Genomic DNA, 24,256 nt, shown 5'->3' with positions numbered 1-24,256 from the left:
AGTGGCATGGAAGTTCTGACCAACGCCGAAATGCAGCGCGCCGACCAGCTCGCCATCGCGGCCGGCACGCCCGGTTTCAAGCTGATGCTCAGCGCCGGCCAGGCGGTCGCCGAGGCCGCCCAGGGATTGGCAGAGGAGGGGCCGATCCTGATCGTGGCCGGCCCCGGCAATAATGGCGGGGACGGTTTCGTCGCCGCCGCCGAGCTCGCCGCACAGGGGCGCGAGGTCTCGGTGATCCTGATGTGCGAGCGCGACCAGCTCCAGGGCGATGCCGCCTCCGCCGCGCGCGGCTGGAAGCATCCGGTGCTGCCGTTCAACCCGCAGGCGATCGGCAGACCTGCGCTGATCATCGATGCGCTGTTCGGTGCGGGCCTCAGCCGCACCGTGGACGGCGAGGCGCGGGAGATGATCGAGGCGATCAACGCCAACGGCGCCCCGGTGCTCGCGGTCGACCTGCCGAGCGGCATCAACGGCACCAGCGCGGCCGTGATGGGCGTGGCGGTGAACGCCACCGAGACCGTCACCTTCTTCCGCAAGAAACCGGCGCACCTGCTGCTGCCGGGACGTGTGCATTGTGGCCGCGTCCGCGTTGCCGACATCGGCATCGATGCGCAGGTGCTGGACGAGATCGCGCCGCAGATTTTCGAAAACGATCCCGATGTCTGGGGCGCAGCGTTTCCGGTGCCGCGCATCGATGGCCACAAATATGCGCGAGGGCACGTGCTCGCGGTCTCGGGCGATGCGGCCGCGACCGGCGCGGCACGGCTCGCGGCGCGCGGCGCGCTGCGCGCCGGCGCGGGCCTCGTGACGCTGGCGAGCCCGCGCGATGCGCTCGCGATCAATGCGAGCGCGCTCACCGCGGTCATGGTGCGCCCCGTCGACAGCGCGATCGAGTTCGGCGAGCTGCTCGGCGACAAGCGCTATAACACCTGCATCATCGGCCCCGGTGCCGGCATCGGCGAACGCACTTGCGATTTCGTCCATACCGCGCTTGCCGCGCAGCGGCATCTGGTGCTCGATGCGGATGCGCTGACCAGTTTTGCCGCAACCCCCGAGCGCCTGTTCGAGTTGATCAAGTCCTCGCAGGACAATGCGGTGGTGCTGACCCCGCATGAAGGCGAGTTTCCGCGCCTGTTCTCCGATCTCAGCAACAAGCATCCCGGCCGCTCCAAGCTCGAGCGCGTCCGCGCCGCCGCCGAGCGCTCCGGCGCCGTCGTGCTGCTGAAGGGGCCGGACACCACAATCGCCGCGCCCGATGGCCGCGCCACCATTGCCGCCAATGCGCCGCCCTGGCTCGCCACGGCCGGCGCCGGCGACGTGCTGTCCGGGATCATCGCGGGGCTCTTGGCGCAAGGCGTGCCGGCGTTCGAGGCCGCCAGCATCGGCGTCTGGATGCATGGCGAGGCGGCAAGCGAAGCCGGGCCGGGCCTGATTGCAGAGGATCTGACCGAGACGCTGCCGGCCGTGCACCGGCGGATCTACGATGCGCTCGGCGTGGAGTTTTGAGCTGTTCGCTACGGGGGTAGGATGGGTAGAGCGCAGCGAAACCCATCATCTCAAGCCTGGGCGCGATGGCGATGGGTTTCGCTGCGCTCTACCCGGCCTACAAAATCTCACTCCACCCCATACCAGCGCACCAGGCGCGGCGCGGCCCAGTCGGTCACGACGGATTCGATCAGCCAGCGTCCGGGCGAGGTGGCGGCGAAGGCGATGCGCTGGGTCTGGCCGGGCTCGATCGCGAGCGTGTCGAGCCAATAGGGCTTCCAGCCGTCGTCGAGCTTGTCGAGCAGGCGGAACGGGTGGCCGTGCAGGTGAAACACCGTGGCGATCGGGGCGGGGTTCTGCAGGGCCAGCACCACGGTGCGGCCGGTCTTGGCGCGGAAGGCGGGGGCAGATTCGGTGGAGAATGTCGCCGGCCGTGCCCAGCCGGAATCGGCGGCGCCGAGCGCGACATCGAACCGCAGGGCGCCTCTCAGATCGAGCTTCTCGGGGAGATCGTTCGACGGGAGCGGTTGGGGAGGCGACGGCGGGGCGCGCTCCAGCTTCCCGGAGATGGTCAGAGTTCCGACCTGGCGCGCCTCCTTGCCGTCATGGAGCAGGAATGGGGCCGAGGCGGCCGCATCCACGAAGGCGTCGGCCCGTGCGCCGGGCGCCAGTACCAACGCGCCGTTGCGCGCGGGAAACGGCTCGGCCGGTTGGCCGTCCAGGGCCATCACACGGACCTCGTGGCTCTCCAATTTAATTGCCAGAACAGTACGTTGGGAGCCGTTGATGAAGCGCAGCCGCAGCCGCTCACGAGCCGCGGCTGAGAGTTCGAATGAAGTCTTGCCGTTGACGGTGTAGAGCGGCGTCGTGTCCTTCGGGTCCTGGCCCGCAGGGACCGCGGTGCCATCCGGCCGCAGGCGCCATTCCTCGATCAACAGGATCTCGTCACGGTCGACGGCAACGTGGCTGGTCTCGGCCGCAATAATCGGAAGCGGGCGCGCGGGATGCTTCAGGCTGCCCTCGAAGAGGCGGAAGTCCGCCAGCAGGGTCCCCGCGCTTGGCATTGAAATATTTGATATTTCTGTCGTAGCTGGCGCTGCCGGCGCGCGCCCTCGGAGCGGGTCGGAAGTGGCCGGGCCATGGAGGCCGTACCAGACGGGTGCAAGCGGCACAGGCAGGTCGTTGCGGAAGACCACCTCGCAGCGGTCAAAACGCTTGAGACGGACGTCCCCGAGGTGGCTTACGGCGGCCAACTCCCAGATCGGTGTAGCCGGCTGACCCGATCTCAGAGCCAGCGTTGCCAGCCGCGCCTGCAGCGCGAGCTGGGCCGTCACGGACGGGCCCGCACCCCCTACGATCAGCCCGGCTGCCGAGGCTCCGAGACCTGCCAAAACCTCGCGCCGGGTAGGGTCAGAAATCCGCATTGTCATGGCACGATCCGGACCACGCCGTGCTGGATAAGTCCAGCCGTCGTGCCTATTTGAAGCCTGCCTCCATCAGGCCATTTTTTTGCTGCGAACAGTCAGGCGCATGCTATAAGCCCGGCCGCCCGCGGCATCGCGGCCGGTCTTGATGCAAATTCACGCGGGCGTGGCGGAACTGGTAGACGCGCTGGATTTAGGTTCCAGTGACGAAAGTTGTGGGGGTTCGAGTCCCTCCGCCCGCACCAAGCGCTTATCGCGTTTGCACGGATTACGAGGCCTGCTTCCAAGCGGATGATCATCCGCCTGGAACGGGTCCGATGAACCACCGGCGTGGAGGCGTTTGCCTCGCGCCGGATCGATTAACGACAGCGTCCCGACGCGCGACGTGCCGGGGCCGAACGAAAAGAAGATTGGACGCCATGCAGGTCACAGAAACCCTCTCGGAAGGTTTGAAGCACGAGTTCAAGATCAGCGTTCCCGCGTCTGATCTTGACGCCAAGGCCGGTGCCAAGCTCGTCGACCTCAAGGACAAGGTCCGCATCAACGGCTTCCGTCCGGGCAAGGTGCCGGTCTCGCACCTGAAGAAGGTCTATGGCCGCTCGGTCATGGCCGAAACCATCGACCAGACCATCCGAGACACCAACACGCAGCTGTTCTCCGAGCGCGGCTTCCGTCTGGCGACCGAGCCGAAGATCACCATGCCGACGGAGCAGAAGGACGTCGAGGAGCTGCTGAGCGGCAAGACGGATCTGACCTACACGGTCGCGATCGAGGTGGTGCCGGCGATCGCGCTCGCCGACTTCAAGACCTTCCAGGTCGAGAAGCCCGTTGCCGAGGTCACCGACGCCGACGTCGACGAGGCGATCAAGCGCATCGCCGATTCCAACCGCACCTATGCCGCCAAGGGCGAGGGCACCAAGGCGGAGTCGGGCGACCGCGTCACCATCAACTTCAAGGGCACCATCAACGGCGAAGTCTTCGAGGGCGGCACCGGCGAGGGCATCCAGGTCGTCATCGGCTCCAACACCTTCATCCCGGGCTTCGAGGAGCAGCTGATCGGCATCGGCGCGGGTGAGACGCGCACGCTGAAAGTGTCGTTCCCGAAGAACTACATGAACGACAAGCTCGCCGGCCAGCCGGCGGAGTTCGAGACCACTGCGACGCTGATCGAGGCGCCGCAGGACCTCGCGATCGACGACGAGTTCGCCAAGTCGCTCGGCCTGGAATCGCTGGACAAGCTGAAGGAGGCCGCACGCGAGCGGCTGACCGCCGAGTTCGCCACCGCCACGCGCCAGCGCGTCAAGCGCGCGCTGCTCGACCGCCTCGACGAGGCGCATCGCTTCGAGGCGCCGCCCTCGCTGGTGGACGAGGAGTTCAGCCTGATGTGGAACTCGGTCAAGGCCGAGATGGACTCCGCCGGCAAGACCTTTGCCGACGAGGACACCACCGAGGACAAGGCGAAGGAGGAGTATCGCAAGATCGCCGATCGCCGCGTGCGGCTCGGCCTCGTGCTCTCCGAGATCGGCGAGAAGAACAAGATCACCGTGACCGACGACGAGGTCGGCCGTGCCGTGATCGAGCGCGCGCGCTCGATGCCTGGCCGCGAGAAGGAGGTCTGGGACTTTTACCGCAACAACGCCCAGGCGTTGGCCCAGCTTCGTGCGCCGATCTATGAGGACAAGGTGGTCGACTTCATCCTCGAGCTCGCCAACGTGACCGAGAAGAAGGTCTCGCGCGAGGACCTCTACAAGGACGACGAGGCGGAAAAGACCGCAGCCTGAAGGGTTTGAGGCAGCCATCTATTAATGATGATCAGCGAAGAGGCCCAGCTAGCCAGATGGCCGGCTGGGCCTCTTTGCGCGAATCAGCTTCAACTGCCCCTCGGGTTAAGCCTTAATGCGCTCCGCACTTGTCAGAAGCGAATTGGGCTATATCTGTCGCTACGCCCTCTACTTCTTACCCAAGTTCCTGCATCACAGGACGTCCATTCGCCTCCCGGCAAATCCAGCCAAACTGGCAAGCCTGCCCGGCGATGTCCGTCTCCGAAACACTAGGTGACTCATGCGCGATCCGGTTGAAACCTACATGAACCTCGTGCCCATGGTGGTCGAGCAGACCAACCGTGGCGAGCGCGCCTACGACATTTTCTCGCGCCTCTTGAAGGAGCGCATCATCTTCGTGACCGGCCCGGTCGAGGACGGCATGTCGACGCTGATCGTCGCGCAGCTGTTGTTCCTCGAGGCGGAAAATCCGAAGAAGGAAATCTCGATGTACATCAACTCGCCGGGCGGCGTGGTGACGTCGGGCCTTGCGATCTACGACACCATGCAGTTCATCCGCCCGCCGGTGTCGACACTGTGCACCGGCCAGGCGGCTTCGATGGGCTCGCTGCTGCTCGCCGCCGGCGAGAAGGACATGCGCTTCTCGCTGCCGAACGCACGCATCATGGTGCACCAGCCCTCCGGCGGCTTCCAGGGCCAGGCCACCGACATCATGCTGCACGCCCAGGAAATCCTGAACCTGAAGAAGCGGCTCAACGAGATCTACGTCAAGCACACCGGCCAGACCTACAAGTCGATCGAGGATGCGTTGGAACGCGACAAGTTCCTGACCGCGAACGACGCCAAGGAGTTCGGCCTGGTCGACAAGGTGATCGACAAGCGCGCCGAGGAGCCGGCGCCGGCGAAGGCCCCGTAGCACTACTGGGGCGTCAAGACGACCCCTCAGTTTGCCGTGGACCCGTCAGGGCGGCGTTCACGTTAGGTGCGCGTGCGCGCGGCGCAAAACGCGGTTTTGCGCCCTGCGGCAAGCAGAAAGTTCCGCTTTCGTGCTTGTTTTTCGTGGCAATCCAGCAACGCCGGGGTGTTTTCGATCACTTCGCTCGTGCCAAGACCGGAAATCACGGTATTGTCACGGGTAGCCGGCGACCCCCGATTAGCGAATTCTTGATAGTCGGGTGACAGCATGGTTGGCTACGATTGATCGGCTATGATCGCGGGGGAATCGAGTGACCGTGATTCGCACGGGATGTAGTAAAGCGTAGGGTCTTTTTTGGTACGGAATTTGCTCTACTTAAGCTTCATACCGACCACCGTGTCGGAATGGAGCGATCGAGCGGAACGGGATCGAACCGCGGACGGAGACATGAATGAGTAAGGTCGGCACGAGCGACTCCAAGAACACGCTATATTGCTCGTTCTGCGGCAAGAGCCAGCACGAAGTCCGCAAACTGATCGCGGGTCCCACGGTCTTCATCTGCGACGAGTGCGTCGAGCTCTGCATGGACATCATCCGCGAGGAGAACAAGTCCTCGCTGGTCAAGTCGCGCGACGGTATTCCGACGCCGAAGGAAATCTGCAAGGTGCTGGACGATTACGTCATCGGCCAGAGCCATGCGAAGAAGGTCCTGTCGGTCGCGGTGCACAATCACTACAAGCGCCTCAACCATCAGACCAAGCACAACGACGTCGAGCTCGCGAAGTCGAACATCCTGCTGATCGGTCCGACCGGCTCGGGCAAGACGCTGCTCGCGCAGACGCTCGCCCGCATTCTGGACGTGCCGTTCACGATGGCCGATGCGACGACGCTGACCGAAGCCGGCTATGTCGGTGAGGACGTCGAGAACATCATCCTGAAGCTGCTCCAGGCCGCCGATTACAACGTCGAGCGCGCCCAGCGCGGCATCGTCTACATCGACGAAATCGACAAGATCAGCCGCAAGTCCGACAACCCCTCGATCACGCGTGATGTGTCGGGTGAGGGCGTGCAGCAGGCGCTGCTCAAGATCATGGAAGGCACGGTGGCTTCGGTCCCGCCGCAAGGCGGCCGCAAGCATCCGCAGCAGGAGTTCCTGCAGGTGGATACCACCAACATCCTGTTCATCTGCGGCGGCGCGTTCGCCGGCCTCGAGAAGATCATCTCGGCACGCGGTCGGTCGACCTCGATCGGCTTCGGCGCCCAGGTGCTCGCGCCGGAGGATCGCCGGACCGGCGAGATCTTCCGTCACGTCGAGCCTGAGGACCTCCTGAAGTACGGCCTCATCCCCGAGTTCGTCGGCCGTCTGCCGGTCGTGGCGACGCTCGAGGACCTCGACGAGACCTCGCTGAAGAAGATCCTGACCGAGCCGAAGAACGCGCTGGTGAAACAGTACCAGCGGCTGTTCGAGATGGAGAACATCGAGCTGACCTTCGCCGACGAGGCGCTTGGCGCGGTCGCCCGCAAGGCGATCGAGCGCAAGACCGGCGCGCGGGGCCTGCGTTCGATCCTCGAGGCGATCCTGCTCGAGACCATGTTCGACCTGCCGGGTCTGGAAGGTGTGGAAGAGGTCGTGATTTCCCGCGAGGTCGTGGAAGGAACGGCGCGTCCGCTCTACATCTACGCTGATCGGTCCGATCGCGCCGTCGAGAACGCCAGCGCCTGATCTGACGGCGCTGGAACGCTCCAATCGTCTTCTCAAAGTGGGCTGCGGAACTGATATTTCCGCAGCCGGTGTTGCATCGCTTATTGCGTGCGTAAGCGCCTGATGGCGCGCGTCTTTCAATGACTTGACACCCCCCGGGTCGATAGCCACCTAATGTCGGCGGCGAGCGAAAATTCTCTTCAAGATTCGCCTCTGTTCCGTTCCGGCGAGCCGGTCCACCTTGTAGAGGACCGACCGGTTCTGCGGATCACCTCGGCACCTTGTGGCGGTTGCGCATGATCAGCGGGCTGCGTGCAAGGGGGCAAAGCAAAAGGAAAAGGCCATGACCAATCCCAAACCCCGGCCAACCATCGTCCATGGCGAAGCGCACGCTTATCCCGTGCTGCCGCTGCGCGACATCGTCGTCTTCCCGCACATGATCGTTCCGCTCTTCGTCGGTCGTGAGAAGTCGATCCGCGCGCTCGAAGAGGTGATGAAGAACGACGCGCTGATCATGCTCGCGACGCAGAAGAACGCGTCCGACGATGATCCGGCGCCCGATGCCATTTACGAGACCGGGACGCTTGCCAGCGTGCTCCAGCTCTTGAAGCTCCCCGACGGCACCGTGAAGGTGCTGGTCGAAGGGCTCGAGCGTGCGCGCGTGGCGAAGTACACCGATCGCGCCGACTATTACGAGGCGACCGCCGTCGCGCTCGCCGACACCGATGCGAAATCGGTCGAGGCGGAAGCCCTGGCGCGCTCGGTCGTGTCCGACTTCGAGAGCTATGTGAAGCTCAACAAGAAGATCTCGGCCGAGGTCGTCGGCGTCGTGCAGGCGATCACCGATTTCGCCAAGCTCGCCGACACCGTTGCCTCGCATCTCGCCGTCAAGATCGCCGATCGCCAGGGCATCCTGGAGACGCTGTCCGTCACCACGCGCCTGGAGAAGGTGCTGGGCCTGATGGAGAGCGAGATCTCGGTGCTGCAGGTCGAGAAGCGCATCCGCTCGCGCGTCAAGCGCCAGATGGAGAAGACCCAGCGCGAGTATTACCTCAACGAGCAGATGAAGGCGATCCAGAAGGAACTCGGCGACGACGATGGTCGCGACGAGCTCGCCGACCTCGAAGAGAAGATCTCCAAGACCAAGCTCTCCAAGGAAGCGCGCGAGAAGGCGCAGCATGAATTGAAGAAGCTGCGCCAGATGTCGCCGATGTCCGCGGAAGCGACCGTCGTGCGCAACTATCTGGATTGGCTGCTGTCGATCCCGTGGAACAAGAAGTCCAAGGTGAAGAAGGACCTGGAGCAGGCGCAAGCCATCCTGGACTCCGATCACTATGGGCTCGAGAAGGTCAAGGAACGCATCGTCGAGTACCTCGCGGTGCAGTCGCGCGCCAACAAGCTGACCGGGCCGATCCTGTGCCTCGTCGGGCCTCCCGGCGTCGGCAAGACCTCGCTCGGCAAGTCGATCGCGAAGGCGACGGGGCGCGAATTCGTGCGCGTCTCGCTCGGCGGCGTGCGCGACGAGGCCGAGATCCGCGGTCACCGCCGCACCTATATCGGCTCGATGCCCGGCAAGATCATCCAGTCGATGCGCAAGGCCAAGTCGTCCAATCCGCTGTTCCTCCTGGACGAGATCGACAAGATGGGCGCCGATTTCCGCGGCGATCCGTCCTCGGCCTTGCTCGAGGTGCTCGACCCCGAGCAGAACGGGACCTTCAACGACCACTATCTCGAGGTCGACTACGATCTGTCCAACGTGATGTTCATCACCACCGCGAATACGCTCAATATTCCGGGGCCGTTGATGGACCGCATGGAGATCATCCGGATCGCGGGCTACACCGAGAACGAGAAGGTCGAGATCTCGCGCAAGCACCTGATCCCGAACGCGGTGTCCAAGCACGGCCTGGACTCCAAGGAGTTCTCGATCGACGACGAGGCGCTGCTGCTTCTGATCCGCCGCTACACCCGCGAAGCGGGCGTGCGCAATTTGGAGCGTGAGCTCTCTACACTTGCCCGCAAGGCGGTGAAGGAGCTGATGATCTCCAAGAAGAAGTCGGTCAAGGTCACCGAGAAGACTCTGGAAGAGCTGCTCGGCGTGCCGAAGTACCGCTTCGGCGAGATCGAGAGCGAGCCGCAGGTCGGCATCGTCACCGGCCTTGCCTGGACCGATGTCGGCGGCGAGCTGCTGACGATCGAAGGCGTCATGATGCCCGGCAAGGGCAAGATGACGGTCACGGGCAATCTGCGCGACGTCATGAAGGAGTCGATCTCCGCGGCGGCGTCCTACGTCCGCTCGCGCGCGATCAACTACGGCGTCGAGCCGCCGCTGTTCGACAAGCGCGACATCCACGTGCACGTGCCGGAGGGCGCGACGCCGAAGGATGGTCCGTCCGCAGGCGTTGCGATGGCCACCGCGATCATCTCGGTCATGACCGGCATTCCGGTCCGCCATGATGTCGCGATGACCGGCGAGATCACGCTGCGCGGCCGCGTGCTGCCGATCGGCGGCCTGAAGGAGAAGCTGCTGGCTGCGGCCCGCGGCGGCATCAAGACGGTGCTGATCCCCGAGGACAACGCCAAGGATCTCACGGAGATTTCCGATGCGATCAAGGGCGGCATGGAGATCATCCCGGTTTCCCGCCTCGACGACGTCGTCGCCAAGGCGCTGGTGAAGAAGCCGGTGCCGATCGTCTGGGAAGAGGACACCAAGGTGACGGTGAAGCCGGACGGCGACGAAGCCGCCGGCGGCCTGACCGCTCACTGAGTGTGCGGCTCGGAATGATGATAAAACGGCGCCTTCGGGCGCCGTTTTTGTTTGGGGGGATAGGGAGGAGGCAATGCACATCGATGGGCAATGCCATTGCGGGGCGATCACCTTCGAGGCCGAGATCGATCCTGAGGCAATCTCGGTCTGTCACTGCACCGATTGCCAGTCGCTGACCGGCTCGCCGTTCCGTGTGACAGCCATCTGCACCAAGGCTGATGTCCGCCTGACCCTCGGTACGCCCAAAATCTACGGCAAGCGCGGCGACAACGGCCGGATGCGTTTCCAGCATTTCTGCGCCGACTGCGGTTCCCCGCTGTTCACCAGCGGCGAGGGCGACCAGGCCGACGATTGGGGCATCCGCTGGGGCTCGATCCGCCAGCGCGATGCGCTGAGGCCCACGCGACAGATCTGGTGCCAGTCGGCGGCGGTGTGGATCGACGCCGTGCCGCTGCTGCCGGGGCGGCCGCAGGATTGAGGCCCAAGTCGGTCCAAGTCGGTCGAAGTCGTTAGGCTGGGGTCTTGCCCGTCCGGGGCCCGTAGGGCTAAAGAGGCGGCGAGGGCGGTTAGCTCAGCTGGTTAGAGCATCTCGTTTACACCGAGAGGGTCCGCGGTTCGAATCCGTGACCGCCCACCAGCCTTCACCCGGCGCGTCGGGTCACCCAATCGGCAAGTCCTGGCGTGCGACGTCGACACTGCGCTCGGTGGCGGGGTACTCGCGTCGCGCCATTGCCGGCTGCCGCTGCCCAAGCCAGACGAGCGGATTGGCCAGAAAGCCGGTCAGCGGCTTGATGGTGGGTTTTTCGACCAGGACGTAGACCAGCCAGGCAACGGCAGCGAGGAATGCGGGAAGGACGAATGCGCGGATCAGCATGTCGCCCGCCGAGTCGCGCCCCACATGGGCCCAGTGCAGGATCATCATGCCGACGTCCTGATGAATCAAATAGAGCGGATAGCTGATGGCGCCGATGAAGGCGAGGGCGCTCGACCAGCGCGGCAGGAGGTGGTCATACCGCGCGGCAAGATAGACGGCCGCCGTGCCAAACCACAGCAGCAGCGACCGGTACATCTCGATCGGGACCGAGGGCTGCTTGACGCCCATCTTCAGATGGTAGAGCTCGACGGAGAACGCCACGACGATTCCGACGATCGCCTCCCTAGTGCGTCCCCTGACGAGGGAAGCCACGCTCATTCCGGCGATGAAGAACGGAAAGAAATCGTTGGAGGTGTAGTAATCCGTGCTCGTGGTCACCGTCCGGAAGATGGTCACGGCGCACAGCAATGCCAGCAGCCGTTGCTTGAAGCCCAGCACCATCATCAGGAAGCAGAAGAAGTAGAATTGAAACTCGATCTGTAACGACCAATAGGCACCGTCGGGCAGGTTATAGTTCACCTGCAGGACGTTGAGCGTGGGAAGCGCGATCAGCGTATAGACGTAGTGGACCCATTTCAGCCCGCGGCCAGGCTCGACCAATTCGGGCGCGAGAATCTTGAACAGCGTGGTCAGGAAGCCGCAGACGATCAGGGCGGGAAGCAGGCGGCCGAGCCGCTTGGCATAGAAGTGCCAGGCGGTTTGCGACGTCTCGGCACTGAATGCGATACAATAGCCGCTGATGATGAAAAACAGCAGGACGCCGAACGTGCCCCGGTTGAAAGCCTGAAGCGGGACGAAGTGGTACAGCAGCACCCAGATGATGGAGATGGCGCGCAGGCAATCGATGCCGACTGATCGTTCGGATTTCAAAACGTTTCCTCGCGTTTCTGGAGTTAGAACAGTGGCTTCCCATTGTGTCAACTCTGGAGCCCCTTGCGCACGTCGATGCTGTGCGATTCTGCTTGCGACTGATGCGCGACTGCGACTGCCGTCAGATGGTCTCGCCTGAATCGCTCTTGTGTCCGGGAGCTGCATGCGGATAAGCGTCTTCGCTGGGGGGGGGGACAGTCGGCGAGGTCGGAAGGAAAATGTGATGCAACAGCCTGGGCACGAGCAAAACGCCGACCAGATCGCCTATTGGAACGGGCCGAGCGGGCAGCGCTGGGCCGATCGTCACGCGGCGCAGGAGAAACTGCTCGGCCCCATCGCCGACGTGCTGATCGAGCGTGTCAAGCCCCGACCGGGCGAGCGCGTCCTCGATGTCGGCTGCGGCTCCGGCGCGACGACGTTCGCCTTCGCGAAGGCGGTGGCGCCTGATGGCTTTGCGCTCGGCCTCGACGTCTCCGAGCCGATGCTGTCGCAGGCGCGCGCGCTCGCGCCGCAGGGGCTGCCGCTCGATTTCGTGCTGGCGGATGCGACCATTTATCCGCTCGAGCAGGCGAGCTTCGATCTCTTGGCCTCGCGCTTCGGCGTGATGTTCTTCGCCGACCCGATCGCGTCCTTCGCCAATCTGCGGCGCGCGCTGAAGCCGACTGGCCGGCTCGCCTTCACCTGCTGGCGCGAGCCGAAGGAAAACCCGTGGATGATGGCGCCGCTGATGGCGGTCTACAAGTACGTGCCGAAAATGCCGCCGGTTGGTCCCGAAGAGCCGGGCCCGTTCGCCTTCGCTTCGGAAGAGCGCGTGACGCGCATCCTGAAAGGCGCGGGCTTCGTCGATGTGGCAATGCAGCCGCACAATCTTGCGATGGATATCGCGATCGGCGGCGGGCTCGATGCAGCCGTGGACGGCGCGCTGCAGATCGGCCCGGCCAGCCGCGCGCTGCAGGGCCATCCGCCGGAGACCTACGAGGCCGCCAAGGCCTCGATCCGCGAAATGCTCGCGCCGTTCTTGAAGGGACAGAGCGTGAAGTTGCAGGGCGCGATCTGGATCGTGACGGCGAAGGCTGCGTAGGCGCCGTTCCTCCGCCCTCATTGCGAGGAGCCCGCGACAAAATTGCGAAGCAATTTTGCGCTGGCGACGAAGCAATCCAGACTGTCTCTGCGGAGGAAGTCTGGATTGCTTCGCTGCGCTCGCAATGACGCGGATGGTGCGGGGGACTCCTACACCACATCATCCGGCGCGAGCGCGCAGCCATTGTCGGGATGCGTCTCGACCTGAAGCGTGGTGTGGCCGATGCGGAAGGATGTCTTGAGGAGCTGCGTCGTCTGCATCAGGAATGCGTCGTCGCTGCCGGCCGGCATCACGAGATGGCAGGTCAGCGCCGTCTCGGTGGTCGAGATCGGCCAGACGTGGAGATCGTGAATCCCTGAGACGCCCGGCCGCGCCAGCAGGAACGCCCTGATTGCGGCGAGGTCGGTTCCCTTGGGCGCGGCCGCCATCGACATGTCGATGGAGCCGCGCAAGAGGCTGGTCGTGCTCCAGAGGATGGTGGCGCAGATGACGAGGCTGGTGATGGGGTCGAGCCAGAGCCAGCCGGTCCAGATGATCAGCGCCGCCGAGACCACGACGCCGAGCGAGACCGCGGCGTCGGCGGCCATGTGCAGATAGGCGCCTTCGATGTTGATGTCGTCCTTGCGGCCGCTCGCGAACAGCAGGGCGGTAAAACCGTTGATGAGGATGCCGATGCCCGCAACCACCATCACGGTGAGACCTGCGACCGGCTCCGGCTCGCGCAGGCGCAGGATCGCCTCCCAGCCGATGGCGCCGGTTGCGACCAGCAGGAACACCGCATTGGCCAGCGCCGCCAGGATGGTGGAGGCGCGAAAACCGTAGGTGAAGCGGCCGCTGGGCGCGCGGCGGGCTGCGATCGAGGCGCCCCAGGCAATGACGAGGCCGAGCACGTCGGACAGGTTATGGCCGGCATCGGCGAGCAGGGCGGTGGAGTTGCCGACATAGCCGTAAATCGCCTCGGCCACGACGAGCGCGGTGTTGAGCGTAATGCCGAGCGCGAACGCCTTGCCGAAATTGGCGGGCGCATGGACATGGCCGTGCGCGTGACCGTGATCGTGGCCATGCGCATGCGAGTGGCCCGCATGATCATGGTGGTGATGACCGTGGTGGTCGTGGCTGCCCAATTCTAGCGCTCCGCGGACTCCGCCAAATCAGACGCCATTGTAGGCCTTTCATTTGCCACGTCACGGCGGAACAGCACGTAGAGCGCCGGCAGCACCAGCAGCGTCAGGATGGTCGAGGAGATGATGCCCCCGATCACCACGGTCGCGAGCGGCCGCTGCACCTCGGCGCCGGCGCCGGTGGCGAGCGCCATCGGCACGAAGCCGAGCGAGGCGACGAGCGCGGTCATCAGCACCGGGCGCAGCCGCGTCAGCGCACCTTCGCGCACGGCCTCCGCGACCGAGCGCCCCTCGCTGCGCAGACGATCGATGAAGGCGATGATGACGAGGCCATTGAGAACGGCGACGCCCGACAGTGCGATGAAGCCGACGCCGGCGCTGATCGACAAGGGAATGTCGCGCAGCAGCAGCGCGGCGACGCCACCGGTCAGCGCCAGCGGCACGCCCGAAAACACCAGCGCCGCATCGGCCGCCGATCCCATGCCCATGAACAGCAGCAGGAACACCAGCAGCAGCGCTACCGGCACCACGATCGTCAGCCGCTTGGTGGCCGAGACAAGCTGCTCGAACTGGCCGCCCCAGCCGATGAAGTAACCCGCCGGCAGCTTGACCTTCTCCGCCACTGCCGCCTCGGCCTCGGCCACGAAGGAGCCGAGGTCGCGCGCGCGGACATTGGCGGTGACGACGATCCGCCGCTTGCCGTTCTCGCGGCTGATCTGGTTCGGCCCCGGCGTCGTATCGACGGTGGCGATCGACGAGAGCGGCACGTAGCGCATCTGGGCGAGGGAAGAGCTGGCCAGCGCGGTACGAACGGCCGTGCCGGAGCCGGCGTCCTCGGCGGGCGGCAGCGGAATCGGGATCGCGCGGATCGCCTCGAGATTGCCGCGCAAATGCTCGGGCAGGCGCACCACGATGTCGAAGCGCCGATCGCCTTCGAACAGCTTGCCCGCTGACTTGCCGCCGACTGCGATCTCGACGATGCCCTGCACTTCGGCGACGCTGAGGCCATAGCGGGCGAGCGCCTGGCGATCGAGGCGGACGGTGAGGATCGGCAGGCCCGCGACCTGCTCTATCTTGACGTCGCTGGCGCCGCGGATGCCGCGGATCGCGGCCTCCACCTGCCTGGCGGCGCCTTGCAGGATGTCGAGATCGTCGCCGAAGATTTTGACGCCGACGTCCGTGCGCACGCCGGAGATCAGCTCGTTGACGCGGAACTGGATCGGCTGGGAGATTTCATAGGCGCTGCCGGGAATCTCGTCTGCAGCATGCTCGATGGCCTCGACCACCTCCGATTTCGACTTGCCCGGGTCGGGCCATTCGGCACGCGGCTTCAGCATGACGTAGCCATCGGTCTGCGCCGGCGACATCGGATCGGTGGCGATCTCCGCGGTGCCGATGCGGGTGAAGAACTCCTTCACCTCCGGAACCTGCTTGATGCGTTTTTCCAGCGCCTTCTGAAGGTCCAGCGACTGGGTGAGGCTGGTGCCGGGAATCCGGATCGAAGCCAGCGCGACGTCGCCTTCGTCGAGGCTCGGAATGAACTCGCCGCCCATCCGCGAAGCGGCGATGCCGCTCGCGACCACGATGACCACGGCCATGATCGCGACCGCGGCCGGATTGTCGATGGCAAAACGGAGCAGGGGGAGATAGCCGCGCTTTGCCGCCCGCATGAACAGGTTCTCATGTTCGGACACCTTGCCGGTGACGAAGATGGCAACGGCTGCCGGCACGAAGGTGATGGAGAACAGCACGGCCGCGCCGAGCGCCATCAGCACCGTCAGCGTCATCGGCGTGAACATCTTGCCCTCGACGCCGGTCAGCGTCAGCACGGGCAGGTAGACCACGGCGATGATCAGCGTTCCGAACAGGCTCGGCTTGATGACCTCGCTCGACCCGCGCAGAATCGCGCGCAGCCGTTCGGCGGTCGTGAGCAGGCCGCCTTTCTCGCGCTGGGCCGCCGCCAGCATGCGCAGGCAATTTTCGACGATGATGACGGCACCATCGACGATGATGCCGAAGTCGATCGCACCAAGTGACATCAGGTTGCCGCTGACCTTGGTCTCGACCATGCCGGTGATCGTCATCGCCATCGACAGCGGAATGACGCAGGCCGTGACCAGCGCGGCGCGGATGTTGCCGAGGATGAGGAACAGCACGGCCACCACCAGCGCCGCGCCTTCAAGCAGGTTGTTCTTGACGGTGCCGATGGTGGCTTCGACCAGGTCGGTGCGGTCGTAGACGGTCCGCGTCACGACGCCTTCGGGCAGCGATTTTGCGATCTCCTCGAGACGGGCCCCGACGCGGCGGGCGACGCTGCGGCTGTTCTCGCCGATCAGCAGCATGGCGGTGCCGAGCACGGTCTCCTCGCCGTTGCGTGTCGCGGCACCCGTGCGCAGATCGCGACCCTCGGTAACGGTCGCGACATCCCTGATCCTGACGGGATTGCCGCCGCGCGAGCCGATCACGATGTCCTGGATCTCGCCGATATTGCCGACCTGGCCCGGCGAGCGAACCAGATATTGCTCGCCGTTGCGTTCGATATAGCCGGCCCCGACATTGGCATTGTTGGCGGCGAGCGCCGTCATCACGTCGCGAAAGCCGAGCCGATAGGCCATCAGCTTGCCGGGGTCGGGCAGCACGTGGAATTGCCGCTCGAAGCCGCCGATCGTGTTGACCTCGATCACACCAGGCACGTTGCGAAGCTGCGGCCGGATGATCCAGTCCTGCACCGTGCGTAGATCGGTCAGCGAATAGTCGCGGCCGCCCTGCGTCTTTGCGCCTGCCTTGGTCTCCACGGTGTACATGAAGATCTCGCCGAGGCCGGTCGAGACCGGACCCATCGCGACCTCGACGCCCGCCGGCAGCTGGTCCTTCACCTGCTGGATGCGTTCGCCGACGAGCTGCCGGGCGAAGTAGATGTCGGTGCCATCCTTGAACACGATCGTCACCTGGCTGAGGCCGTAGCGCGACAGCGAGCGGGTGTAGTCGAGCTTGGGCAGGCCGCCCATCGCGGTCTCGACCGGGAAGGTGATGCGCTGCTCGGTCTCGAGCGGCGAATAGCCGGGGGCGCGGGTGTTGATCTGGACCTGGACGTTGGTGATGTCAGGCACCGCGTCGATCGGCAGGCGCTGGAAATTCCAGGTGCCGAAGGCGACGGCGCCGAGTGCGAGCAGGAGGACCAGCCAGCGTTGCTGCAGCGAGACGGCGATGAGGCGCTCAATCATGCTCGGCCTCGCCCTTGCCCATCTCCGCCTTCACGACGAAGCTGTTCTCGGCCACGTAATGCTCGCCGGGCGAAAGGCCCGCCTTGATCTCGACGTGACGCGGATCGGAATCGCCAAGCTCGACGGGGCGGGCTTCGATCTTGTCGCCGTCCTCGCGCACGAACACGATGGTCTTGTTCTCCAGCGTCTGGATCGCGCTGCGGCGCACCGCAACCGCGACATTGCGCGCCGCGAGGATCAGCCGCGCCGTGACGAACAGGCCGGGCCGCAGGCGTCCGTCCGGATTGGGCAGCACCACGCGCGCCAGCGCGGTCTGGGTCTCGCTACTGCCGATCGGCGCCATGTAGGAGATCGTGCCCTTGATCTCGCCGCGGCCGTCGTCGGGATCGATCAGCACTTCGTCATTGATGCGGACGCGCCTTAAGTCCTGGCGGTAGATCGACAGGTCGACCCAGATGGTGGAGAGATCGGCGACGACGAAGGCCGGCTTCTGCTCGGAGGCGTATTCGCCGAGCGAGATCTGCCGCTCGATGATGGTGCCGGCAATCGGGGCCTTCAGTTCATAGACGGTGAGGCTCTGGTTGCTTTCGATCGCGGCGAGCAGATCGTCCTTGCCCACCTTGTCGCCGATCCGCTTATGGATGGATTTGGCGAGGCCCGGAAAGCGCGGCGTCACCTGCACCACGGCTTCCTGGTTGGCGCGCAGGATGCCGTTGAAGGCGAGCGTGTCGGTCAGTGTGGCGCTCGCGGCTTCCGCCAGGGTGACGCCCGCGGCGGCCAGCTTCACGTCGGAGATGCGGATGCGGTCGGCGCCGTGCTCGTCCTGCTCGACATGGTCGTTCGGCTTCTTCGGCTCGGAATGCGCAGCGTGCTCGGCCGGCGCGACCTTGCCGGGGGCGAGCAGGGAATAGCCGTAAGCGCCGAGCGCAGCGGCAACGATGGCTATCAGGATGGTCGAGGACGTTTTCATCGTGCGCTCTCCCGCGCCAGCGTGAAGGGATTGCCGACGAGGCCTTCGATGGTCGCGACGCCCGCGTGGAAATTCTGCAGCGCCTCCTGCTCGCGCAGCCGCGCCTGGGTCACGCTGGCCTGGGCGTCCAGCACTTCGAGCAGGGTGAAGCGGCCCTGGCCGTAGCCTTGCGAGATCGCCTCGGACGCTTCGACGGCCTTGGGGATCGCGGTCTCGCGCAGCACCGCGAGCTCGCGCAGCGAGCCCTGGAGCGAGTCATAGGCGCGGCCGGCGATCACGATCAGCGCGTTGCGGTTGGCCTCGCGCTCGGCTCTGGTCTTGGCGAGGCTTTCCTGGGCCGAAAGGATGTTGCCCTGGTTCTGGTCGAACACGGGGATCGGCACCGAGATGGACAGACGCACCGCGTCGTCATTGGTCTCGTTATAGTGACGCCATCCGGCCGCGATCCGCACGTCCGGATAGGGCTTGAGCCGCGCCAGCAAGAGCTCGGCATTGCGCTGGGCATAGATCGCGGTCCAGCGCACCAGCTGCGGATTGGCGTCGATGGCGGCGACAACCGCCTGGAACGTCGGCGGGCGCCCGGTGGTCTCGAGCCGGCCGGAGACCTCGCCGAATTTTGCGGACGCATCGCCCATCAGCACTGCAAGCTCGCGCCGGGCGCTCGCCAAGGTCGCCTTGAACCGCTCGCGGTCGGCCTTCACCAGGGCGGAGGCGACCTCGGCGCGGCCGGTCTCGGCCGGCGACGAGGCGCCGGCTTCGACACGGCGGCGCAGGAGCGGTGTCAGCCGGTCGATCGCGGCAATCTGCTCATCGAGGATCTGGATGCGCCGCTGCGCGCCGAGCACGCTGAGAAAGGCGATCGCGGTCTCCGACAGCACCTCCAGCCTGACGGCTTTGCGCTGGATCGCGGCGACCTCGACGCCGGCTGCGCCTGCGGCAATCCGCGCCTCGCGCTTGCCGAACAGCTCGAAGGCCTGGCTGATCTGCAGCGTGGTCTCGGCCGAGCGCGTTCCGCGATATCTGCCGGAGCCGAATGAATCGTCCTGTTCATAGGACAGCTCCGGATTGAGCAGGGCGCCCGCCTGGATGCGCTGGCCCGTGGCGATGCCGACGTCGCGCTCCGCCGCCGTCAGCCGCGGGCTCGCCGCCAGCGCGCGCGCCAGGGCGCTCCGCATCGTCAAAGTCTGGGCGTGCGATGGTGCAAGCGCCGATGCTGCAATCAGACACGCCGCCGCGCACGCCAGGCGCGCGGCCATTCCCCTGCGAAACATGAAACCGACCTGTGAAGGATGAAGCTAATGGGCGCGGGGCGCCCGACCAATCCGTTCAGGCAATAGGTCTGGGAGGGGGAGAGTCGGTATCGGGAACAATTCCGGCGAGCCGGGAGGCCCGTTGCGGGCTCGGCGCCGACGCAAGCGCGGTCGCTGCCGTCGATGGCATCGGCTGTGCCACGGTCAGCGAGAAGCAGCCGTGGCAATGATGTCCGCCGATGGCCTTGTGGTCGCTATGGCCGCCGGCGCCATCGAGGACCGCGGCGATCTCCGAGCCGCCGCGGGGCGTGGTGACGTCGATATCGTGTGCGCCGTGCAGCACGCCCGCGAGCAGATAGACAGCCGCGATCAGCACGGACAGCAGCCCGCGCCGGGCGCGCGAGCGGCAGGATCCTGAGGGCTGGCGGTTTGCGAGCACGACGTCACTCTGGTTGCGGTCTGTGCTCGGCCTAGCATGGGCGCGGGAACAGTGTCGACCCGCAACATTGTTACGTCCCTGGAACAATTGCCGCAGCAGCGCATGCGGTGCCAGCGCCTCTCACTGGCGAACGATGGCGCGCCGAAGTGGCACCATGGCTTCGATCGTGGGGGCCGGAGCTCCGCTGCCGTCGTCACCTTCCATGGTGATGGCGGCCCGACAGCTCGCTTCCATCGCGCGTTCCAGCCAGTTGATGGCCTCGTCGATCCATTGGTCGTGGTGCTCGGGATCGGCGAGGGCTTTCTCCCGGAATGCATTCGCCTGATGCAGGCACGCCGTTCTGCGGTCCACGCGCCTCTCCTGATCTGCAGGTTCCGCCTGATCGCATCATTGATGATCCCGGCCCCGGCGTCGTTAACATACGACAGGAGGAGACGCGCCGGCCGCAACGCGGAAAGGCCCCAGCCGGACGAACCGGCTGAGGCCTCATGTGCTCACAATCTCTATCCCTAGGACTTGGACAGACAACCCGCATCTTCCACGTTCGTTCCATCCGATCTGTCCAATTAGGAACGTTCCTCATACCTCGCGATTAGCGGTGAGAAGAACTGAGGAGGACGGACAATGGACGGATTGATTTATCTGATCGGCTTGATCGTCGTCATCATGGCGATCCTGTCGTTCTTCGGCCTGCGCTGAGAGCGCGGCAATGACCGTAGAAACTCTCATGCGGGAAGAGGTCATGGAAAGCGGCCTGGCAGTCGAGGCGCCTCGAACGATCCAGTGGAGCTCGGTGTTCGCGGGCGCGCTTGCTGCGAGCGCAATGTCGTTCATCCTGATCGGTTTTGGTGTCGCGGTCGGTCTCGGTGTCAGTTCGGCCTCGCCGACCTGGCGCGATGCCTCGGCAGCGCTGGCGCTACTCTCCGGGCTCTATCTGATCATCCAGGCGATCGTCAGCTTCGGCTTCGGCGGCTACATCGCCGGCCGGACGACCCGGCCCGAGCCCGTGCTTGCAACGATCGAGGATGACGGCGAGCGGCGGGATGGACTCCATGGCCTGACCGCCTGGGCGCTGGCGGTCCTGGCCGGCGCAGCTCTGCTCGCGCTCCTCGGCGCTGCCGCGATCGACCGTTCGCCGATGCGCAGCTCGGCGAGCAACACCTCGGCGGCCGAGCCCTTGTTGAGCTATGAGCTCGACAAGCTGTTCCGCGCGCCGCGCCGCGCGCCGAACGCTGACCTGAGGGAACCGCGCGCCGAAGCCGGACGTATCCTGATGACCTCGTCCAGCCATAGCGGCGTCAGCACCGACGATCGGGCCTACCTCGTGCAACTGGTCGCCGCGGCGACGGGACTGGCGGCCCCCGAATCCGAGCGCCGGGTCGATGCGCTGATTGCAGACTCGAAGACGGCCATCAACCGCGCGCGACGCAACTCGATCATCGTGGCGTTCTCGGTCGCAGCCGCGACCCTGATCGGCGCCGCAGTGGCCTGGGCTGCAGCCGTTGCCGGCGGCCGGCATCGTGACGGCGCACCGTTGCCGAGCTGGATGGCGAGCGCCAACCGCTTCCATCGCAATCCGCGCGCAATGCCGGTGCCGTAGGCTCTCAATCGATGGCCGGGCGCAAGCCCGGCCATCGTCGACGTCTGCAGGAAGGCTCAGGCCTTCTCTTCCCAGATCATCGCCAGATGCACGATGGTCTCCACCGCCTTTTCCATATCCTGCCGGCTGACCCATTCGAGCCGCGAATGAAACGCGTGCTCGCCGGCGAAGATGTTGGGGCAGGGCAGGCCCATGAATGACAGGCGCGAGCCGTCGGTGCCGCCGCGGATCGCGGTGCGCATCGGCCGCAGGCCGGCGCGACGGATCGCCTCGATGGCGTATTCGAGCACGTGCGGGTGACGATCGATCACCTGCTTCATGTTGCGATACTGCTCCTTGACCTCGAACGCGTAGGTCGAGCGCGGATAGTCCTTCATCACATCCTTGACGATGTCCTCGAGCAGCGCCTCCTTCTCCTTCAGCCCTTCCTCGGTGAAGTCGCGGACGATGAAGGAGAGCGTCGCCTGCTCCAGCGCGCCCTCAATGCCGATCGGATGCAGAAAGCCTTGCTTGCCCGAGGTGGTCTCGGGCGAGCAGCCCTCCTTCGGCAGACGCTCGACGATGGCGGCGGCGATCTTGATCGCGTGCTCCATCTTGCCCTTGGCGTACCCGGGATGGGCGCTGACGCCGTTGATGGTGATGGTGGCACCATCGGCCGAGAAGGTCTCGTCCTCGACACAGCCGGCGCTCTCGCCGTCCATGGTGTAGCCGAAATCGGCCCCCAGCTTCCTCAGGTCGACATTGTCGACGCCGCGGCCGATCTCCTCGTCCGGCGTGAACAGGATCTTGATGGTACCGTGCTTCACGTCGGGGTTGTTGAGGAAGAAATGCGCGGCATCCATGATCTCGGCAACGCCGGCCTTGTTGTCGGCCCCCAACAGCGTCGTGCCGTCGGTGGTGATGATGTCGTTGCCGATCTGGTTCTTCAGCGCGGGGTGCTCATTGAAGCGGATCACCTGGCTGGTGTCGCCGGGCAGGATGATGTCGCCGCCGCGATAGTTCTTCACGACTTGCGGCTTGACGCCCTTGCCGGTGACGTCGGGCGAGGTGTCCATGTGCGAGCAGAAGCAGATCACCGGCACCTTCTTGTCGGTGTTGGCCGGGATCGTTGCGTAGACGTAGCCGTATTCGTCGAGATGCGCGTCCGCAACGCCCATGGCCTTCAGCTCGGCAGCGAGCACGCGGCCGAGATCTTTCTGCTTCTCGGTCGAGGGCGAGTGAGGCGATGCCGGATCGGACTGGGTGTCGATGGTGACGTAGCGCAGGAAGCGCTCGGTCACGGTATGCGAAAAGGAGAGGGAGGACATTTCTGGTCAAACCGCCGAGTTCGGGAAGCAGGCGGTATATCAGAAAAGCGGGCCGTGAAGCGGCCGGAACGGGCTCGGGCCAGGCCTAACGACCAGGCTTAACGAAAAATGGCCTCAGATCGCCTCCTTCAGTTCCTTTACCGGGCGAAACGCGACCTTCCTGCTGGCCTTGATGTGGATCGCTTCGCCGGTGGTCGGATTGCGGCCGGTGCGGGCGGCGCGCTTGCGGACCTGGAGGATGCCAAGGCCGACGATGCGGACCCGGTCGCCCTTCTTGAGGTGCTTGGCGATCAGATCGACCATGTCGGTCAGGACCGCCTCGGCGTGCTTTTTGGAGACATCCTGGCGGTCGGCAATGTCGGCAGCGAGGTGCTTGAGCGTGATCGTGGCGGGCGCGGCTGTCTTCTTCGCCGAATCCCTCTTAGCCGGATCCTTCTTAGCCATGTCTGGCCTCCTCATCGTCCAATGACAGGGAGTCCCGAAAAAAGCCGAGAATATGTGGGGTCCCTCCAAGCCCTTCTAGGCGTAGACGATTCGGACGCGGGCTGACTATGCCGAGAGTTCCCGGCAGCCGCCTGAAATTGCGCGCAGAGCCGCGAAAAGCGTCGAGAAGTTCGGGCTAAGCTTATGAGGGGATTGCCAAAAATGGCGCGAGAGACGGGGCTCGAACCCGCGACCTCCGGCGTGACAGGCCGGCGCTCTAACCAACTGAGCTACTCCCGCGTGGTTCGCTGAACGCGCGCGGAACGAGGGGGGACTTAAAGGGGGGACATGGTGAAGTCAAGGACGTTGCGCTTCCCCCGGGCGTCCCCGCTAAGCATTGCTCTGGAAAACGAAAAGGCCGCCCGGCGGCGGCCTATGGTCAGCCCAAAAGGTCAGATATCAGCGAATCTCGGACGTGCCCGCGCTGGTCACCACCACCGGCTTGCCGGCCTTGATCACATGGGTGGACTGGGCGGTCTGGCTGTAATCGGCATTGGTGCGGGCCGCGATCCCGAAGCCGGCCACGGCAATGCCGGCTACCAGCGCCACCACCACGATCTTCAGGTGGGTCGCACGATCAGCAGAATGAATTGAGTGGTTCATCTGAGCCTCCGGGCGGGCTTTGCCGCCGTCTATGGGCTCATCTTCTAGGGGCCATCTGTTTCCGGATGGTTTCGCGGGTTCCGCAAAATGGTTTCATCTCCCCTTTGGAGGGAGTGGAGGCGGCCGGCCTTTCCAAGACGAGGATGTCGATCCGGATTGGCGCGGAGCCCGGTGAGCCGGCAGGGGCCATTGCGACGACCAGTGGCGCAAGCTCGGGAAATCCGAATGCGACCGGAGGAAGCTAAGCTCATTCGCACCTGCCGATTTGTGGATCGCTTCTAAGACCCGTTCTAAGAAGCTTTCAATTAGGGAAATCGCGCGCCCTCACATAAGCGTCACCCCAAGCGCATGCCGTTCCG

General features: G+C 65.0%; 20 protein-coding genes and 3 tRNA genes. 10 read left to right on the top strand and 13 right to left on the bottom strand.

The window, feature by feature from the left end:
- Nucleotides 1–6 precede the first annotated feature (6 nt).
- Entirely contained in the window at nt 7–1,506 is a 1,500-nt protein-coding gene (locus N2602_RS21695; protein ID WP_260379361.1) for an NAD(P)H-hydrate dehydratase, read from the top strand.
- Nucleotides 1,507–1,613: 107 nt separating this feature from the next.
- On the opposite strand, the gene N2602_RS21690 is transcribed toward N2602_RS21695, so the two are convergent.
- Nucleotides 1,614–2,915, bottom strand: a complete 1,302-nt coding sequence (locus tag N2602_RS21690; protein WP_260379360.1) for a multicopper oxidase family protein — start codon at nt 2,913–2,915, stop codon at nt 1,614–1,616.
- Nucleotides 2,916–3,069: 154 nt separating this feature from the next.
- On the opposite strand from N2602_RS21690, the gene N2602_RS21685 reads away from it, so the two are divergent.
- From N2602_RS21685 to N2602_RS21675, 3 genes are all read left to right on the top strand, one after another.
- A tRNA-Leu gene (locus N2602_RS21685) sits at nt 3,070–3,154 on the top strand.
- Nucleotides 3,155–3,328: 174 nt separating this feature from the next.
- Entirely contained in the window at nt 3,329–4,690 is a 1,362-nt protein-coding gene (gene tig / locus N2602_RS21680) for a trigger factor (protein ID WP_212255170.1), read from the top strand.
- 280 nt (nt 4,691–4,970) lie between these two features.
- Nucleotides 4,971–5,606, top strand: a complete 636-nt coding sequence (locus tag N2602_RS21675) for an ATP-dependent Clp protease proteolytic subunit (RefSeq protein ID WP_027559514.1) — start codon at nt 4,971–4,973, stop codon at nt 5,604–5,606.
- 62 nt (nt 5,607–5,668) lie between these two features.
- On the opposite strand, the gene N2602_RS21670 is transcribed toward N2602_RS21675, so the two are convergent.
- Nucleotides 5,669–5,875 carry a hypothetical protein gene (locus tag N2602_RS21670; protein WP_172783506.1) on the bottom strand — a complete coding sequence of 69 codons (207 nt, stop codon included), beginning with the start codon at nt 5,873–5,875 and terminating at the stop codon, nt 5,669–5,671.
- A gap of 182 nt (nt 5,876–6,057) precedes the next feature.
- Here N2602_RS21670 and clpX point away from each other — a divergent pair, with 182 nt between their 5' ends.
- The 4 genes from clpX (at nt 6,058) to N2602_RS21650 (ending at nt 10,712) form a co-directional block, all read left to right on the top strand.
- Nucleotides 6,058–7,329, top strand: a complete 1,272-nt coding sequence (gene clpX / locus N2602_RS21665) for an ATP-dependent Clp protease ATP-binding subunit ClpX (protein WP_008547851.1) — start codon at nt 6,058–6,060, stop codon at nt 7,327–7,329.
- Between the two features lie 322 nt (nt 7,330–7,651).
- A complete protein-coding gene (gene lon, locus N2602_RS21660) occupies nt 7,652–10,075 on the top strand; it encodes an endopeptidase La (RefSeq protein ID WP_172783507.1) in 2,424 nt (807 codons plus the stop codon).
- A 73-nt stretch (nt 10,076–10,148) separates the two neighbouring features.
- The gene (locus N2602_RS21655) at nt 10,149–10,553 is read left to right on the top strand and encodes a GFA family protein (RefSeq protein ID WP_260379359.1); all 405 of its coding nucleotides are present in this window, start codon (nt 10,149–10,151) and stop codon (nt 10,551–10,553) included.
- Between the two features lie 82 nt (nt 10,554–10,635).
- Nucleotides 10,636–10,712, top strand: a tRNA-Val gene (locus tag N2602_RS21650).
- Nucleotides 10,713–10,733: 21 nt separating this feature from the next.
- Here the strand turns inward: N2602_RS21650 and N2602_RS21645 are convergent.
- A complete protein-coding gene (locus N2602_RS21645; protein WP_260379358.1) occupies nt 10,734–11,819 on the bottom strand; it encodes an acyltransferase in 1,086 nt (361 codons plus the stop codon).
- A gap of 223 nt (nt 11,820–12,042) precedes the next feature.
- Between N2602_RS21645 and N2602_RS21640 the strand changes: the two genes are divergently transcribed.
- Nucleotides 12,043–12,900, top strand: a complete 858-nt coding sequence (locus N2602_RS21640; protein ID WP_260379357.1) for a class I SAM-dependent methyltransferase — start codon at nt 12,043–12,045, stop codon at nt 12,898–12,900.
- Nucleotides 12,901–13,049: 149 nt separating this feature from the next.
- Here the strand turns inward: N2602_RS21640 and N2602_RS21635 are convergent, their stop codons facing one another.
- From N2602_RS21635 to N2602_RS21610, 6 genes are all read right to left on the bottom strand, one after another.
- On the bottom strand, nt 13,050–14,024 hold the full coding sequence (locus N2602_RS21635) for a cation diffusion facilitator family transporter (protein ID WP_260379356.1): 975 nt from the start codon (nt 14,022–14,024) through the stop codon (nt 13,050–13,052).
- 2 nt (nt 14,025–14,026) lie between these two features.
- Nucleotides 14,027–17,245, bottom strand: a complete 3,219-nt coding sequence (locus N2602_RS21630) for an efflux RND transporter permease subunit (RefSeq protein WP_260379355.1) — start codon at nt 17,243–17,245, stop codon at nt 14,027–14,029.
- Nucleotides 17,238–18,215: a divalent metal ion exporter adaptor subunit IhpB gene (gene ihpB / locus N2602_RS21625; RefSeq protein ID WP_260379354.1), complete on the bottom strand. Its 978-nt coding sequence runs from the start codon at nt 18,213–18,215 to the stop codon at nt 17,238–17,240. The genes N2602_RS21630 and ihpB overlap by 8 nt, the downstream gene beginning before the upstream one ends.
- On the bottom strand, nt 18,212–19,486 hold the full coding sequence (ihpA, locus tag N2602_RS21620) for a divalent metal ion exporter subunit IhpA (RefSeq protein WP_260379353.1): 1,275 nt from the start codon (nt 19,484–19,486) through the stop codon (nt 18,212–18,214). The genes ihpB and ihpA overlap by 4 nt, the downstream gene beginning before the upstream one ends.
- Before the next feature lie 55 nt (nt 19,487–19,541).
- Nucleotides 19,542–19,904, bottom strand: a complete 363-nt coding sequence (locus N2602_RS21615) for a hypothetical protein (RefSeq protein WP_260379352.1) — start codon at nt 19,902–19,904, stop codon at nt 19,542–19,544.
- 120 nt (nt 19,905–20,024) lie between these two features.
- Complete coding sequence (locus N2602_RS21610; RefSeq protein WP_260379351.1) at nt 20,025–20,255, bottom strand: hypothetical protein; 231 nt, start codon at nt 20,253–20,255, stop codon at nt 20,025–20,027.
- Between the two features lie 358 nt (nt 20,256–20,613).
- On the opposite strand from N2602_RS21610, the gene N2602_RS21605 reads away from it, so the two are divergent.
- Nucleotides 20,614–21,504, top strand: coding sequence for a hypothetical protein (locus tag N2602_RS21605; protein ID WP_260379350.1), 891 nt, complete (start codon nt 20,614–20,616; stop codon nt 21,502–21,504).
- A 56-nt stretch (nt 21,505–21,560) separates the two neighbouring features.
- On the opposite strand, the gene pepT is transcribed toward N2602_RS21605, so the two are convergent.
- From pepT to N2602_RS21585, 4 genes are all read right to left on the bottom strand, one after another.
- Nucleotides 21,561–22,811, bottom strand: coding sequence for a peptidase T (gene pepT, locus N2602_RS21600; RefSeq protein WP_260379348.1), 1,251 nt, complete (start codon nt 22,809–22,811; stop codon nt 21,561–21,563).
- A 114-nt stretch (nt 22,812–22,925) separates the two neighbouring features.
- Entirely contained in the window at nt 22,926–23,255 is a 330-nt protein-coding gene (locus N2602_RS21595) for an HU family DNA-binding protein (protein ID WP_172783522.1), read from the bottom strand.
- A gap of 202 nt (nt 23,256–23,457) precedes the next feature.
- Nucleotides 23,458–23,534 (bottom strand) — tRNA-Asp (locus N2602_RS21590).
- Between the two features lie 159 nt (nt 23,535–23,693).
- On the bottom strand, nt 23,694–23,897 hold the full coding sequence (locus tag N2602_RS21585; protein WP_015685754.1) for a hypothetical protein: 204 nt from the start codon (nt 23,895–23,897) through the stop codon (nt 23,694–23,696).
- Nucleotides 23,898–24,256 lie beyond the last annotated feature (359 nt).

The sequence above is a fragment of the Bradyrhizobium sp. NC92 genome (genome assembly GCF_025200865.1).
In the GTDB taxonomy this organism is placed as follows: Bacteria; Pseudomonadota; Alphaproteobacteria; order Rhizobiales; family Xanthobacteraceae; genus Bradyrhizobium.
The sequence above is the reverse complement of the archived record's forward strand: the minus strand, read 5'-3'. Positions and strand labels throughout refer to the sequence as shown.